This window comes from Nocardioides sp. CF8, assembly GCF_000389985.1.
GTDB lineage: Bacteria > Actinomycetota > Actinomycetes > Propionibacteriales > Nocardioidaceae > Nocardioides > Nocardioides allogilvus.
Window position 1 is genome coordinate 815,367 of the sequence record NZ_CM001852.1, and the last position, 14,051, is coordinate 829,417.

The 14,051-nt window shown below is 71.4% G+C and carries 16 protein-coding genes; 11 read left to right on the plus strand and 5 right to left on the minus strand.

Going from position 1 to position 14,051, the window contains the following annotated elements:
- Positions 1 to 247 precede the first annotated feature (247 nt).
- Positions 248 to 1,330, minus strand: a complete 1,083-nt coding sequence (locus tag CF8_RS04015; protein ID WP_010831857.1) for a hypothetical protein — start codon at positions 1,328 to 1,330, stop codon at positions 248 to 250.
- A gap of 22 nt (positions 1,331 to 1,352) precedes the next feature.
- Between CF8_RS04015 and CF8_RS04020 the strand changes: the two genes are divergently transcribed.
- From CF8_RS04020 to CF8_RS04045, 6 genes are read left to right on the plus strand one after another with little or no spacing between them, the layout of a single operon-like run.
- Entirely contained in the window at positions 1,353 to 1,751 is a 399-nt protein-coding gene (locus CF8_RS04020; RefSeq protein ID WP_010831858.1) for a (deoxy)nucleoside triphosphate pyrophosphohydrolase, read from the plus strand.
- On the plus strand, positions 1,748 to 2,023 hold the full coding sequence (locus CF8_RS04025) for a hypothetical protein (RefSeq protein WP_010831859.1): 276 nt from the start codon (positions 1,748 to 1,750) through the stop codon (positions 2,021 to 2,023). Before CF8_RS04020 ends, CF8_RS04025 begins: the two co-directional genes overlap by 4 nt.
- Positions 2,016 to 2,930 carry a DMT family transporter gene (locus tag CF8_RS04030; protein ID WP_156887141.1) on the plus strand — a complete coding sequence of 305 codons (915 nt, stop codon included), beginning with the start codon at positions 2,016 to 2,018 and terminating at the stop codon, positions 2,928 to 2,930. Before CF8_RS04025 ends, CF8_RS04030 begins: the two co-directional genes overlap by 8 nt.
- A complete protein-coding gene (gene mshB, locus CF8_RS04035; RefSeq protein WP_010831861.1) occupies positions 2,927 to 3,832 on the plus strand; it encodes an N-acetyl-1-D-myo-inositol-2-amino-2-deoxy-alpha-D-glucopyranoside deacetylase in 906 nt (301 codons plus the stop codon). Before CF8_RS04030 ends, mshB begins: the two co-directional genes overlap by 4 nt.
- A 7-nt stretch (positions 3,833 to 3,839) precedes the next feature.
- Positions 3,840 to 4,217 (plus strand): hypothetical protein, encoded by a 378-nt coding sequence (locus CF8_RS20655; RefSeq protein ID WP_010831862.1) that lies wholly within the window; start codon positions 3,840 to 3,842, stop codon positions 4,215 to 4,217.
- 15 nt (positions 4,218 to 4,232) lie between these two features.
- Entirely contained in the window at positions 4,233 to 6,005 is a 1,773-nt protein-coding gene (locus CF8_RS04045; protein ID WP_010831863.1) for a VanW family protein, read from the plus strand.
- A gap of 54 nt (positions 6,006 to 6,059) precedes the next feature.
- Here the strand turns inward: CF8_RS04045 and aspS are convergent, their stop codons facing one another.
- Positions 6,060 to 7,364 carry an aspartate--tRNA(Asn) ligase gene (aspS, locus tag CF8_RS04050; RefSeq protein ID WP_010831864.1) on the minus strand — a complete coding sequence of 435 codons (1,305 nt, stop codon included), beginning with the start codon at positions 7,362 to 7,364 and terminating at the stop codon, positions 6,060 to 6,062.
- A 282-nt stretch (positions 7,365 to 7,646) separates the two neighbouring features.
- Between aspS and CF8_RS04055 the strand changes: the two genes are divergently transcribed.
- Positions 7,647 to 8,177 carry a CHRD domain-containing protein gene (locus CF8_RS04055; protein WP_010831865.1) on the plus strand — a complete coding sequence of 177 codons (531 nt, stop codon included), beginning with the start codon at positions 7,647 to 7,649 and terminating at the stop codon, positions 8,175 to 8,177.
- 67 nt (positions 8,178 to 8,244) lie between these two features.
- On the opposite strand, the gene CF8_RS04060 is transcribed toward CF8_RS04055, so the two are convergent.
- The gene (locus CF8_RS04060) at positions 8,245 to 9,225 is read right to left on the minus strand and encodes a GlxA family transcriptional regulator (RefSeq protein ID WP_010831866.1); all 981 of its coding nucleotides are present in this window, start codon (positions 9,223 to 9,225) and stop codon (positions 8,245 to 8,247) included.
- Between the two features lie 107 nt (positions 9,226 to 9,332).
- On the opposite strand from CF8_RS04060, the gene CF8_RS04065 reads away from it, so the two are divergent.
- On the plus strand, positions 9,333 to 10,016 hold the full coding sequence (locus CF8_RS04065; protein WP_010831867.1) for a DJ-1/PfpI family protein: 684 nt from the start codon (positions 9,333 to 9,335) through the stop codon (positions 10,014 to 10,016).
- A 16-nt stretch (positions 10,017 to 10,032) separates the two neighbouring features.
- Here CF8_RS04065 and CF8_RS04070 read toward each other — a convergent pair whose 3' ends face one another.
- On the minus strand, positions 10,033 to 10,944 hold the full coding sequence (locus tag CF8_RS04070; protein ID WP_010831868.1) for a GNAT family N-acetyltransferase: 912 nt from the start codon (positions 10,942 to 10,944) through the stop codon (positions 10,033 to 10,035).
- Between the two features lie 54 nt (positions 10,945 to 10,998).
- Here CF8_RS04070 and fdxA point away from each other — a divergent pair, with 54 nt between their 5' ends.
- On the plus strand, positions 10,999 to 11,325 hold the full coding sequence (gene fdxA / locus CF8_RS04075) for a ferredoxin (RefSeq protein WP_010831869.1): 327 nt from the start codon (positions 10,999 to 11,001) through the stop codon (positions 11,323 to 11,325).
- Positions 11,322 to 12,425: a succinyldiaminopimelate transaminase gene (gene dapC / locus CF8_RS04080; RefSeq protein ID WP_010831870.1), complete on the plus strand. Its 1,104-nt coding sequence runs from the start codon at positions 11,322 to 11,324 to the stop codon at positions 12,423 to 12,425. Before fdxA ends, dapC begins: the two co-directional genes overlap by 4 nt.
- Positions 12,426 to 12,430: 5 nt before the next feature.
- Here dapC and CF8_RS04085 read toward each other — a convergent pair whose 3' ends face one another.
- On the minus strand, positions 12,431 to 12,817 hold the full coding sequence (locus tag CF8_RS04085; RefSeq protein WP_010831871.1) for a hypothetical protein: 387 nt from the start codon (positions 12,815 to 12,817) through the stop codon (positions 12,431 to 12,433).
- A 68-nt stretch (positions 12,818 to 12,885) separates the two neighbouring features.
- Between CF8_RS04085 and CF8_RS22315 the strand changes: the two genes are divergently transcribed.
- Positions 12,886 to 14,051, plus strand: a 1,166-nt coding sequence (locus CF8_RS22315) for a hypothetical protein (protein ID WP_010831872.1), incomplete at its 3' end; no start/stop codon positions are given.

Here is a 14,051-nt window from a genome sequence, read left to right on the forward strand (position 1 = left end):
TGGCCGTGACGCCTGCGACGAGCAGTCCGGCGGAGAGCAGGGCCACGGAGCGACTGCGCGCTCCCGGGCCCCGAGAGATGACTGACAAAGGAGACTCCTTGATGGCGTGCCTGGATGGAGAACGCTATTTCCTCGCGCGTCACTGGGTTGGTGATCGCGGAGGCTGCGCACAGACAACGTCACCGACGTGACACACGTCAAGCATTTCGACGTACGAACGTCAGACCCGTCGAGCCGTTGGTGGGCGTCAGTCGAACGCCGACCGCTTCATCGACACGATCCACCGGCGTCGTGGGTGCTCGGTGAGCGACCACAGCCGGTCGGTCGACGGCCAGTAGGTCAGGTCCTCGGGGCCCATCGGCAGCGCGAACCGCTTCGGCTTCAGCTGCCCGGACAGGCCGGCATAGATCGTGCCGGGCATCCACGGGCCGTGCGAGACGCTCACGTGGTAGCGCCCGCCGGCGAGCACAGCACCCTGCATCTGGACGACGCCGCCCTCGTCCACCTCCAGCGGACGGGAGAAGCCGTCGTCACCGGTCCGGAGCTGCCAGGTGTCCGCGTCGAGCTGGTAGCGCGCGAGCCGGTTGGGAGCGGTCCCGAGGTTGTACTCGCCCGCAAGCAGAGCCGGCGGGTCCGAGCGCCGGTCGAGGGAGAGGAAGGAGTAGCGCAGCTGCTCGTGCCCGTCGTCGGTGAAGGCCTTGTAGGTGAAGCGCACCGGCAGCACGTAGCGATGCCCGTACGACGACACGCGCTCGCCGTCGAAGCCGAGCTCGTCCGGGTGGTCGTCGTCGCCGAGGACCCGCATGATGTCGTCGACGCGGGCGGTGACGAAGCCGCGGCGCGTAGCCGCGATGTGGAGGTAGCCGCCAGCCCAGACGACTCCGCCGGCGTGGATGTTCATCGGCCGCAGCTGGAGGGCGCCCTCCTGGTCGAACACCGGGTTGACGAGCAGGACGTGGCGGTACTTCAGCGTCTCGAGGTCGATGAAGGTGACGCGCGAGCCGCGCTTCACGCCGTCCCGGCCGGTGGAGTACCACGTCGTCACGAGCACCTTGCGACCCGCGATGTCCTCGGTGTCCGAGGCGTCGGCGCTGGTGGAGATGCCCTGCGGGTACCAGAGCGGGTCCTTCCGGTCGTGGGCGTCCCACGTGTAGGCGTCGCTGACCGCGCGGCCCAGCAGACGGGCGGGGACCCGGCTGCGACGGGCCTGGTACTTCAGGTCGTCGAGCAGCCCGTCGAGCCCGGCCGGTTCGCCCAGGACCGCCGCCAGGGCGGCGATCTCGCGGACGTTCTCGTCGGTCCGCTGCAGGTGGACACCTTGGACAAGCATGACCACACCGTAATCTCGCTGCGTGACCTCACCGCTGCGCACTGCCGTCGTCGGTGCGGCGATCCTGCGCGACGGCACCGTCCTCGCCGCCCGCCGGACCGCGCCGGTCGAGGCCGCCGGCAGGTGGGAGTTCCCCGGCGGCAAGGTGGAGCCGGGGGAGTCGCCCGAGGACGCCCTGGTGCGCGAGATCGGCGAGGAGCTCGGCTGTCGGATCGAGCTGACCGGCTGGCTCCCGGGCACCGCCCTGATCGGTGCCACCCACGAGCTGCGGGTCGCCTGCGGCGTGCTCACCGACGGTGAGCCGACCCCGACCGAGCACGACCTGGTCCGCTGGGTCACCGCCGACGAGCTCGACGACGTCGACTGGCTCGACCCCGACCGTCCGTTCCTCACTGCCCTGCGGGAGAGGATGGGCGCGTGAGAGCCATCTTCTTCGAGGAGGACGACGCGCGACAGGTCGTCCGTCGCCTGGTCGCCAACGGCTTCGAGGCGAGCGCCGAACGAGAGCGGCTGGCCGGCGAGGACGACGACGAGGGTCACCCGTGGGCAGTCGTCACCGATGCGCCCGACTTCATGGTCGAGGTGCTGGTCGAGGACTTCGACGGCTGGCTGGACCCCGAGACAGCGGCCCCGAGCGGCCCGCCGCTCGTGCTGCCGACCGCGCCGAAGCGGATCAAGAAGCCCCTTGACTGACGTCCGGGCGCGCCCGGTCAGTGCGGTCGGCGCCATGCCACTCGTCCCGGCGGCCGCGTTCGTGCTGGTCTGGTCCTCGGGCTACATCTCCGGTCCCTACGGCGTGCAGCACGTGGCGCCGTTCACCTTGCTGGCGCTGCGCTTCGGCGTGGCGGCGGTGCTCGCGCTGCTGCTGGCCCGTCTGCTGCGCGGACCGCTGCGGATCGATCGCCGGACCGCCGGGCGGGTCGCGCTGACCGGCGTCGTGATGAACGCGGTGCAGTTCGGCGCGATGTACCTCGCCTTCGACGCCGGGCTCGGCGCGACCCTGGCCTCGTTGCTGCACGCCCTCACGCCGGTGCTGACCGCGGTGCTGGCCGCGGTCTTCCTCCGGGAGGCGTTGTCGCGACGCCAGCTGCTCGGGCTCGTCATCGGGGTCGCCGGGGTGCTGATCGTGCTCGGGCCCGACATCGAATCGGCCGGCGGCCCGTTGGGCATCGGGCTCGCGGTGTTCAGCGCGGTCACCCTCAGCCTGGGCACGCTCGGCCAGCGCTGGATCGGGCACGGTCCTGACCCCATCTGGTCGGCGGCGATCCAGTTCGCCGTGTCGGCCCCGCCGCTGGCCGTGCTCGCCCTGACCCTGGAGGGAACGCACGCCATCACGGACCCCGTCCGCGGGGGCGTCGCGGTCGCCTTCCTCGCGATCGTCAACTCGATCGTCGGCCTGCTCCTGCTCGGTGCGCTCGTACGGCGCGGGGGTGCCGGCGCAGGCTCCAGCCTGTTCTTCCTGTCGCCGCCCGTGACGGCGGTGCTCGCATGGCTGGTGCTCGGCGAGACCCTCGGCCCGCTCGAGCTCCTCGGGCTGGTGGTCGCGGTCGTCGGCGTCGCCCTCGGCACCCGCAGCGCCGCCCCTAGGCTGGTGTCATGACTGCCGACCTGCGCGCGCTCTTCGTGCACGCCCACCCGGACGACGAGACGATCAACAACGGCGCGACGATGGCGAAGTACGTCGCCGAGGGGCGCGGCGTCACGGTCGTGACCTGCACCGCCGGCGAGATGGGCGAGGTGCTCGTCCCCGATCTGGGCCACCTCGCCTTCGACAAGGAGGGGGGCCTCGGCGAGCGCCGCAAGCAGGAGATCGCGGCGGCGATGGCCCGACTCGGCGTCACCGACCAGCGGTGGCTCGGCGGCTTCGGCCGCTTCCACGACTCGGGCATGGCCTGGCACGCGGACGGTCACGCCGTCGCGGGCGAGTTCGTCCCCGACAACGCCTTCTGGAACGCCGACCTCACCGACGCGGCCGACGAGCTCGTCGAGGTCATCCGCGACCTCCAGCCGCAGGTCCTGGTCACCTACGACCAGTTCGGGGGCTACGGCCACCCCGACCACATCCAGGCACACCGTGTCGCGATGTACGCCGCTGTGCTGGCCGCCGCACCGACGTACAAGCTGCAGCTGGGGACCCCGCACGACATCGCGAAGATCTACTGGTGCGCGATGAGCGAGTCCAAGATGCGCGCGAGCCTGCGGGCGCTGCGCGAGGCGGGCGACACGCAGAGCTTCGAGGGGATGGACCCCGACGGCGAGATGGGCCCGTTCGTGACGCCGGACGAGCTGATCTCGGCGTGCGTCGACGGCACCGACTTCGTGCACACGAAGATGGAGGCGCTCAAGCTGCACCGCACCCAGGTCGACCCGGACGGACCGTTCTTCTCCGGCGCCGAGTCGGGGCACGCGTTCTGGGGCGAGGAGTTCTACGTCCTGGCCAAGGGCGTGCGCGGGCCGGTCGCCGACAACGGCTTCGAGGCCGACCTCTTCGCGGGTCTCTGAGCCCACCGTGCTGCTGGTCCGGGCGCTGGCGGCGCTTGCGCTGCTCGGCGTCGGCCTCGCAGGGGGACTCGCCGCAGTCCTGGTGCACGCGTGGTGGTGGGGCCTGGTCCTCGGCCTGGCCGCGGGAGCGCTGACCACGCTCGCTCTGCCCGCCGGCGGGTGGCGTCTCGCGTTCGTCGTGGGCTGGTTCGGCGCGATCGTCTACGCCGTGCTGCCGCGGGCCGAGGGCGACTACCTCCTCCCCGGCAGCACGGCCGGATACACGGTGCTGGGCGGCTCGTTCCTGCTCCTGCTCGTCGCCCTCGCGACGTCGCCACGACCCGGGACCGCTGCTCGGGGGCGACAGTGCCGTGGGAGCGACGATCCGGGCGTTTCGCCGGGGTGAACCTAGGATCGGACCGTGTCGATCCTTCCTCAAAGCGATGAGCTCACCGATGGCCCGGCCGCCGACAAGTCCGGCGGCCGTGTCGTCCTGTGGCTGCTGCTCGGCCTCGGACTGCTGATCGGCGGCGCCTACGTCGCGGCCCACTACGCCGCTGCCGACAAGGTCGCGCGCGGCACCACGGTGTCCGGTGTCAGCATCGGCGGACACCCGCAGGCCGAGGCCGCCGAGCGGTTGCAGGCGGGCCTGGCCGAGCGGGTCTCCGGCCCGATCGAGGTCACCGTCGAGGGCAAGCCGGTCAGCATCGACCCGGCCGCTGCCGGCATCTCGGTGGACTACGACGCCTCCGTGGCCGAGGCAGGCGGCGAGCGCAGCTGGGACCCGGTCCGGCTGTGGAACTACTTCACCGGTGGCGAGGACTTCGAGGCCGAGGTGACCGTCGACGAGGCTGCCTTCGCCCAGACGGTGGCCGGCCTGGACGAGCAGCACGGCACCGCCCCGCGCGAGGGCGCGCTCGGCTTCGACGGCGCGTCGATCACGACGGTCAAGCCGCGCGTCGGGGAGGCCCTCGACCCCGTCTCCACTCGCGACACCCTCGTGTCGGCCTACCTCAGCGAGGAGGCCGACAAGCCCGCACTCGAGCTGGCGCAGGCCGAGCCGACCATCGACGAGGCCGACCTCGCCGAGGCCCGCCAGGCCTTCGCCAACCCTGCCGTGTCGGGCTCGGTGACGCTGAGCTTCGACAAGGCGACCATCAAGCTCTTCCCCGAGGACTACACCACCGCGCTGAGCCTGAAGCCGGTCGACGGCAAGCTCGTGCCCCAGCTCGACACCGCCAAGCTGGCCGAGGTCGTCGCCGCCAACGTGGTCGCCGACGGCGCCCCGGTCGATGCCACCGTCGCGCTCGTGGGAGGCGTCCCGCAGGTGATCCCGGCCAAGCCGGGCGTCACCTACGACCAGCAGCAGATCGACGCGGGCTTCCTCGCCCTCGTCGCCGCGCCCGACGGTGAACGGACTCTGAGCGTCGACGCCAAGGTCGCCAAGCCCGAGTTCACGACGAAGGACGCCCGTGCGCTGGGCATCAAGGAACGCGTCTCGACCTTCACGACCTACTACCCGTACGCCGAGTACCGCAACATCAACATCGGCCGCGCCGCGGAGCTGGTCGACGGCACGGTGCTCAAGCCGGGAGAGACCTTCAGCCTCAACGACACGGTCGGCGAGCGCACCGTCGCCAACGGCTTCACCGAGGGCTACATCATCCAGGACGGCATCCTGGTGACCGACCTCGGCGGCGGTGTCTCGCAGATGGCGACCACGACCTTCAACGCGATGTTCTTCGCCGGTCTCGAGGACGTCGAGCACAAGCCGCACTCGTTCTACATCGACCGCTACCCGATCGGTCGCGAGGCCACTGTCGCCTGGGGCGCGATCGACCTGAAGTTCCGCAACGACACCCCCTACGGCGTGCTGGTCAGCGCCAACGTCACCCCGTCGACGCCGTCGACGAGCGGCGTCGTGACGGTCTCGATGTACTCCACGAAGCACTGGAACATCACCACCTCGGAGTCCGAGCGCTACAACATCACCAAGGCGAAGGAGCGCAAGGTCGACACCAAGAAGTGCCACGCCAACGAGGGCTACGGCGGCTTCGACATCGACGTCATGCGCTACTTCGAGCCGGTCGGTGCGAACACCGAGACCCGCTCACCCGAGACGTTCCACACGACCTACACGCCCTCCGACACGGTCATCTGCACCCACCCGAACGCCGAGGACAACGTCAGCTGAGCCCGGACCGCTGGTTGAGCAGGCGCGCCAGCGCCGTGTCGAAACTGAGGATCGCTACGGCGTCAGGCGGTGCAGGTCGCGCGGGAACAGCGTGACCTCACGGACGTTCGCTGCCTCGACCAGCCGGGCCACCCAGCGCTCGAGCTCGATGGCGAAGCCGCCGTGCGGCGGCATGCCGTGCTCGAACGCCTGGAGGTACGCCGCGTAGTCGGCCGGGTCCTCGCCGCGGGCGCGGATCGCTGCGTCGTAGTCGCTGGGCCGGTGCAGCCGCTGCCCGCCGGTGACCAGCTCGAGCCCGCGGAAGAGCAGGTCGAAGCTGTTCGACCCCTCCGCAGACCCCGGTGGTCGAGGAGGGGCGCCAGCGCCGTCACGAGACCAAGGGTGCGTGTAGAACGGCCGCTTCCGCATCGGGTAGCCCTCGACGGCGAGGAAGTCCGAGCCGTGCTCGGCCAGGGCCCAGGCGCCGAGCGCGCGCTCGTGCTCGGGCGCCAGGTCGGGCTCGTCAGCAGGCGCGCCGACCAGGGCCAGCGCGTCCGCGAAGTGGATCACCGGGATCTCGTCGGGCACGACCGCGACCGCAGCGAGGGTGCGCTGCACCGCCCCGCCGGCGAGCTCGTGCACGGCGGACACCATGCCCGCGAGCACCTCGCGCAGCACCGCGAGCACGTCGCGGTGGTCGCGGATGAAGCCGAGCTCGACGTCGAGCGAGCGGTATTCCGCGAGATGGCGGACCGTGTCGTGCGGCTCGGCCCGGAACACCGGGCCGACCTCGTAGACCCGCTCGAAGACCCCGACCAGCTGCTGCTTGTAGAACTGCGGGCTCTGGGCGAGATAGGCCGGTCGCCCGAAGTAGTCCACGGCGAACACGTTGGCGCCCGACTCGGTGGCCGACTCGACGAACTTCGGCGTCGCGATCTCGGTGAACCCCAGCTCGTCGAGCGTGGCCCGGAAGCCGCGCAGCGAGGCCGCGGCGATCTCCCACTTCGCGCGCTGCGCGGGGTGGCGCCACAGCACCGGTGCGTTGTCGAGCAGCGTCGGCAGCGACACGTCGAGCGCGGGTCGCCACAGCTCGGCAGGCGGTGTCGCGGCGGGTTCGGTGAGCGCCTCGATGGTGGCGTCGGTGACCTCGACGCCACCCGGTGCCTGCGGGTTGGCGGTCGCCGTACCCACCACCCGGACGGTCGTCTCCTCCGGCGGCACCGCGGTGCCGGCGGGCAGCACGACCTGGGCCAGGCCGCTGCGGTCGCGCACGACGAGGAAGGTGACGCGGGCGAGCTCGCGACGGCGATGCACCCAGCCCTCGAGGGTGACGGTGGAACCGGGCTCGGCCGTGGGCAGCGATGAACAGAGCGATCTCATGAGTACCTCCAGTTGGCGTGGCCCTGGAGGTGTGGGCGGGGGCAAGGTCGCGGTGCCACCACACCTTCGCCGGGTGAGATCCACCCGGCCTCTCGTCGATGACGCCGGACGCGCGGAAGACCCCTCAAGCGGGGGTTGTCAGTCCCCGGGGTCGTCGGTTCCCATGGTGGGGTCAGGCATGCCCGCGAGGCAAGTCGGTTGTCGGCCAATCCGGATGTCCCCGCGGCGTCGAACTGCAGGCGGCAGGACTCCCTGTCACCCGACGTCATCAGGAGAATCCAGATGAAGAACAGGTCCATGAACACCGTCGCGGTCGCGATCGCAGCCGCGGCGGGCATCGGCATCGGCACGGTTCTGGCGCCCCTTGCCGCCCAGGCAGGGCACACCAACGCGCTCCTGGAAGGTGACCTCGACGGTCGCCAGGAGGTCGCCCCCGACGGCTCGCGCGCCATCGCCGGCGACCCGAACGGTCGCGGCAGCGTCTACGTCTTCGGCATCGACGGCGACCCCACCACGCTCTGCTACGTCCTCGAGGTCTCCAAGATCGCCGAGCTCGAGCTCGCCCCCGGCGCTCCCCGCGCGGCGCACATCCACGAGGGAGCGGCGGGCGCCAACGGTCCCGTCGAGGTCACCCTCGCCTGGCCGCAGGACGGCCAGGCCGCCGACTGCCTCACCGAGGGCGAGGCCGGCAAGGGCCTCGACCCGGGCGAGGTGCAGGAGATCCTCGCCAACCCGTCGTCGTTCTACGTCAACGTCCACAACGGCGAGTTCCCCGGCGGCGCCGTCCGAGGCCAGCTCGAGGGCGCGCACTGACCCGTTCCTTGGACCTGAGTCTCGAGAGGACTCAGGTCCAAGGACGCAGGGCGCTCTCCGGGCGTGGTCAGCCCACGAACGTGCGCCGGTAGTGCGACGGCGTCATCGAGACGACGCCGGAGAACAGTCGACGGAAGCTGCTGGTGTCCTCGTAGCCCACGCTCCGGGCGATCTCGGCTACGCTCAGGTTGGTGGTCTCGAGCAGGTGCCTGGCTCGTGCGACACGGGCGCCCTGCAGGAAGTCCAGGGGCGTCTGGCCGGTCTCGGCGCGGAACCGTCTCAACAGGGTGCGTGTGCTCGTGTGGTGCGCAAGCGCCAGCGCCGTCAGGTCGTAGGGCTGGTCCAGGTGGTCGAGGAGGTGGCGCCGTACACCGGTGGAGAAGGCCTGCCTGACCCGCTGTCGAAGGGTGTCGTCGACGAACGGCGACTGTGACGAGCGGCCGAGCCGGGTGAGGGTGATGTTCGAGGTGGTCCGGGCGATCGACTCGCCGGCGTGCACCCGGACCAGGTGCATCGCCAGGTCCAGCGATGCGCTGAAGGCACCGGTCGTCGTGATCGGGCCGTCCTCGACGAGCAGGGCCCGGGGATCGATCGACGACGACGGATGACGCCGGGCGAGCTCGTCGGCGAAGAGCCAGGCAGTGGTCGCGCGCCGGCCGTCCAGCAGTCCCGCCGCGCCGAGGAGGAACGCGCCGCCGCAGATGCTCGCGGTGGGGATGCCCCGGGCGGCCGACCGGCGCAGGAGGGCGACCTCGGCGGACAGCTTCGGCAGTCGCCGTTCGATGTCCTGCTCCGGGCTCAGGTCGAAGCCCGGGACCACGAGCAGGTCGATGGTGTGGTCGATCCGGCGGGCCCTGACCTCGACACCGTTGGCGGCGCACACCACGCCCGGACGAGCGGCGTGGATGGTCGGTCGGAAGGGTGCGGGATGCCCCGTGAAGGCCGCGACCCTGTTGGCGACCGCCAGCACGTCGACGAGCCCGAGGGCCTCGGAGGCGAGGCAGTCGTCGTAGAGCAGGACCCCCACCTTGGTCACCGTCTGCACCATGTGGCGAAAATAGCCCGCAACGTGGCAATCGCGCCACTCCCCGTCGGCTTCTCCGTCGCCGAGCATGGGAGGGCCAGCATCGGCTGGTCGAAACCAAGGAGATCCAGATGCGCGTGACGATCCTGCTCATTGACGGCTTCACCGCCCTCGACGCGGTCGGTGGCTATGAGGTGCTGGCCAACGTGCCGGGAGTCGAGGTCGAGTTCGTCTCGCACGCACCCGGTGTGGTCGCGGCGGACACTCGTCGCCTCGGGATGCTGGCCCATCGAGGGCTGGACGACGTGACCTCGACCGACGTCCTCTACGTCCCGGGTGGTCCGGGGGTGGTGGCCGGGATCGCGGACGCGAGGCTGCTCGGCTGGATCGCCCGGGTCCAGGCGACCGCGACCTGGACGCTCGGTGTCTGCAACGGCGTCGCGCTCCTGGCAGCGGCCGGCGTGCTCGACGGGGTCAGCGTCACGACGAACTGGGGCTGGCGCGACCGGGTGGCGTCCTACGGCGTCGAGGTCGTCCCCGAGCGGGTCCACCGCGACGGGTCGATCGTGACCGGCGCGGGCGTCTCCGCCAGCATCGACGCAGGCCTCTTCCTGGCCGCGCTCATCGCGGGCGAGGACGTGGCGCGCCTGGTGCAGCTCGGCATCGAGTACTTCCCGGCACCGCCCGACTTCGCCCGGGCGACGCTCGACGACGTGCCTGCGGCGGAGCAGGAGCTGCTGCTCGCCTTCGAGGAGGGGCCGTTGATGGACCGGCTCGCCTCAGCCCGGCTCCCGGTCGTGCGCGTCGGCGCCTGACCTCCACGCGGCAGCCTCAACCGGACAGATAGCGGTTGGTGTGGTGGGTGACGAACCCAAGTCGTTCGTACGTCGCCAGGCCGGCGTGGTTGTCGGTCTCGACGTGCAACCACGCGGTGGTCGCGCCCTGGGACGCGCCCCAGTCGAGGAGCTCGGCCAGGACCCGGGTGCCGAGGCCCTGACGTCGGTGGGAGGGGTCGACCTCGAGGTCGTGCAGGCCCAGCCAGTCGCCGTCGAGGACCGCCTCGCCGCGTGCGACGACCGGCTGGTCGCCGTACTCGACGACGCAGGTGGCCCCGGATTCCGTCAGGCGCGCGTCGTCGCGTCCGCGCCCGGCGGCTCGCAGGGCGCGGGACACGGGCGCGAGCTGGCAGTGTGCGTCGCCGTCGCCGAGCGGTGTGAACCCGAACGGAGCGAGGGCTGCCTCGAGGGGTGAGTCCGCCCGGACCTGGATCAGCGGGTCCTGGCCGAGGGCGTCGTAGAACGAGCGGACGCGGTCGACGGCGTCGGCCAGGGGGAGGTCCGGATCGGCCATCGCCAGGGCCGAGTTGCCCCGGCGCCGCAGTCGACCACCCAGGGGCGGGGACGCGCGCAGCAGCCAGGTGCCGAGCGGCTCGGCGGTCATGGTGGGCCACAGCGACGCGACGTGCAGCTCCACGTCGTGCGCGGAGACGCGGTGGCGCACCGACGCCCGCGGCGGCACCGGCTTGCCCGACACGATGTCGGCGATGGCGATGGTGACGGGCCCGCGGAGCGAGTCGATCGACGTGACGCCGTCGCCCCACGCCGTACAGACCCCGAGCACGTCGGTGGCGCGACCGTCGGGCAGGAGGTGGCGCACCACGACCCGCTGGCCGACCACGTGGGGACCGAGGCCGTGGTGACCGACGGGACTGCCCACGGTGTGGGGTTCCGGCGCATCGCTCATGCCGAGATACTAAGGTTGGCCGCGTCCCACCCCGTGCCCCCTCAGGAGGATCCGGTGACCTACGTCATCGCCCAGCCGTGCGTCGACCTCAAGGACCGCGCGTGTGTCGACGAGTGCCCCGTCGACTGCATCTACGAGGGCAAGCGCATGCTCTACATCCACCCCGATGAGTGCGTCGACTGCGGTGCCTGCGAACCGGTCTGCCCGGTCGAGGCGATCTTCTACGAGGACGACACCCCGGAGGAGTGGAAGGAGTACTACACGGCCAACGTGAACTTCTTCGACGACCTCGGCTCGCCGGGTGGCGCCGCCAAGATGGGTGAGATCGACAAGGACCACCCCTTCATCGCCGCGCTTCCTCCCCAAGAGCACGACGAGTGAGCGGTCGGGTCTCGACCCGGCTCCCGGACTTTCCCTGGGACAAGCTGACGTCCTACGCCGCGACCGCGCGCGCACACCCTGACGGCATCGTCGACCTCTCGATCGGCACACCGGTCGACCCGACGCCTGCCGTCGCGCAGGACGCCCTGTGCGCGGCTGCCGACTCGCCGGGCTACCCGACCACCATCGGGCTGCCCGAGACCCGGCAGGCGGCCATCGACTGGCTGTCGCGGCGCTTCGGCGTGACTGGGCTCGGCCTCGACGGTGTGCTGCCGGTGATCGGTTCCAAGGAGCTGATCGGCTCTATGGCCGTGCACCTCGGCATCGGCGCCGGCGACCTGATCGGCTACCCCGAGCTGGCCTACCCGACCTACGAGGTCGGCGCCGCCCTCGCCGGCGCGCGCTCGCTGGCGACCGACTCGCTGACGGCCTTCGGCCCCGAGACCCCCAAGCTCCTCTGGCTCAACTCGCCGTCCAACCCGACCGGTCGCGTGCTGCCGGTCGAGCACCTCCGCAAGGTCGTCGACTGGTGCCGCGAGCGCGGCACGATCCTGGTCTCCGACGAGTGCTACCTCGAGTGCGCCTGGGACGTGCAGCCGATCAGCGTGCTCCACCCCGACGTCTGCGGCGACTCCCACGAGGGCATCCTCAGCGTCCACTCGCTCTCCAAGCGGTCCAACCTCGCGGGCTACCGCTGTGCGTTCGTCGCGGGCGACCCTGTCCTCGTCGGCGAGCTCCTCGCCGTACGCAAGAACCTCGGTCTGCAGATGCCCGGCCCCCAGCAGCGGGCCATGGTCGCGGCGCTCGAGGACGACACCCACGTCGTCGAGCAGCACGCGGTGTACGCCGCCCGGCGGGCCAAGCTCAAGGAAGCCCTGCTGCACGCCGGCTTCACCATCGATCACTCCGAGGCATCGCTCTACCTCTGGTCGAGCCGCGGCGAGGACTGCTGGACCACCGTCGCGGCCCTCGCCGAGCTCGGCATCCTGGTCGCGCCCGGCGCGTTCTACGGCGCTGCCGGCTCGCAGCACGTGCGGATCGCGTTCACGGCGACCGACGAGCGCATCGAGGCCGCGGTCGCGCGCCTCGCCGGACGCTGATCGCCTCAGGAGATCGTCGCCAGGCGCTCCTTCATGTGGTCGATCACGGCCAGGTGCTCGTCCTGCGGGCTGAAGAGGATCACCTCTGCGTCCTCCTCCACCCGCACGCTGTGTCCGGGCGGCCAGTGGAACAGCTCGTGGCCGACGACGTGCTCGGTCTCGCCGGTGTCGAAGCTGACCGCCAGCGCGCCGGAGATCAGGAAGCCCCAGTGCGGGGACTGGCAGAGGTCTCCTTCGAGGCCCACGAGCAGGGGAGCGATGTCGGTCCCGGCGGCCAGGCTGAGGTATTCGGCACCGAGCGTCGCGCTCGCCTCCCCGAAGTCGGACAGCTGGCGGACGGTGGCTCCGGGGACGGCCATCCGGACGGGGATCTCGTGCTTGGGAAGGTGCATGGCTGGTTTCCTCTCGGTTTGTCGGTCCATCACCCCTCAGGCGTGACAGCCGGTGTCACAATGCGACAGTGGCCGACCTGACAGGTGCGCGTGCAGCACTCGACGGCGGTGACTGGGCAGGTGCACTGACCCTGCTGCCGGTCCCCGCACCCGGTGCCGTCCTCAGCGCGGACGAGTGGGAGGCCAGGGCCCGAGCGGCGTACGGCGCCGGCGAGTTCGAGCACGCGATGTCGGCCTGGGAAGCGCTCTACGCCCTGCAACGCCAGCAGGGCGATGACGACGCCGCGGGGTTCACCGCCGCGACGGTCGCCCTCCACCTGTTGGTGGACAGCGGTCTGATGGCTACCGTCCGGGGGTGGGTCTCACGCGCGGAGGCGCTCGTCGGCGCCCGGCCCGACGGTCCCGCCCACGCACTGTTGGCGATGGTGCGGACCTATGAGCGGTTCCTCTCCGGCGACCCCGAAGGGGCACGGATCCATGCCGCGCAGGCAGTCGACCTGGGCAGCCGGCTGGGAGTCCTGCCGGCGCTCGTGCTCGGCCAGGTGGCCACGGCTCGGCTGATGCTCCACGACGGTGACCTCGAGGCGGGGTTGGCCCAGCTCGACGAGGTGGCGCTGCGCCTGACCTCGGGAGAGGTCGACCCGTTCACGACGGGAATGATGTATTGCGAGCTGGTGTGCGCGGCCCAGAACCTCGGCCTCCACGACCGCGCCCGGGACTGGACGCAGATGATGGAGCAGTGGCGCCACGGCCGGGCGTTCGGCGGCATCCACGGTCGGTGCCGGGTCCACCGGGCCGAGCTCCTGCGGATCTCGGGGCCGGTGTCGATGGCGGAGGACGAAGCCCTGGCCGCCTGCGCCGAGCTGCGTCCGTGGATGCGCCGCGAGCTGGGCTGGCCCCTGGTCGAGCTGGGCATCATCCGGCTGCGACGCGGTGACCTGGAGGGCGCCGAGGCGGCGTTCCTCGAGGCCCACGACCACGCCTGGTCCCCGCAGCCCTGGCTGGCCCTGCTCCGACTCGAGCAGGGAGACCTGGCCACCGCCAGCGCCATGGTCGACGAGGCCGTGGCCAACCCACCTGACCTGCCGTGGAAGGAGCGCCCGCCCTTCGGTGACCTCCGGATGGTCCCGCTGCTGGAGGCGCAGGCCGAGATCGCCGCGGCGTCCGGGGACCTGCCGGGTCTGCAGAGCGCCGTCGCGGGCCTGGCGCAGGTGGCGGTGCGCGTCGGGTCAGG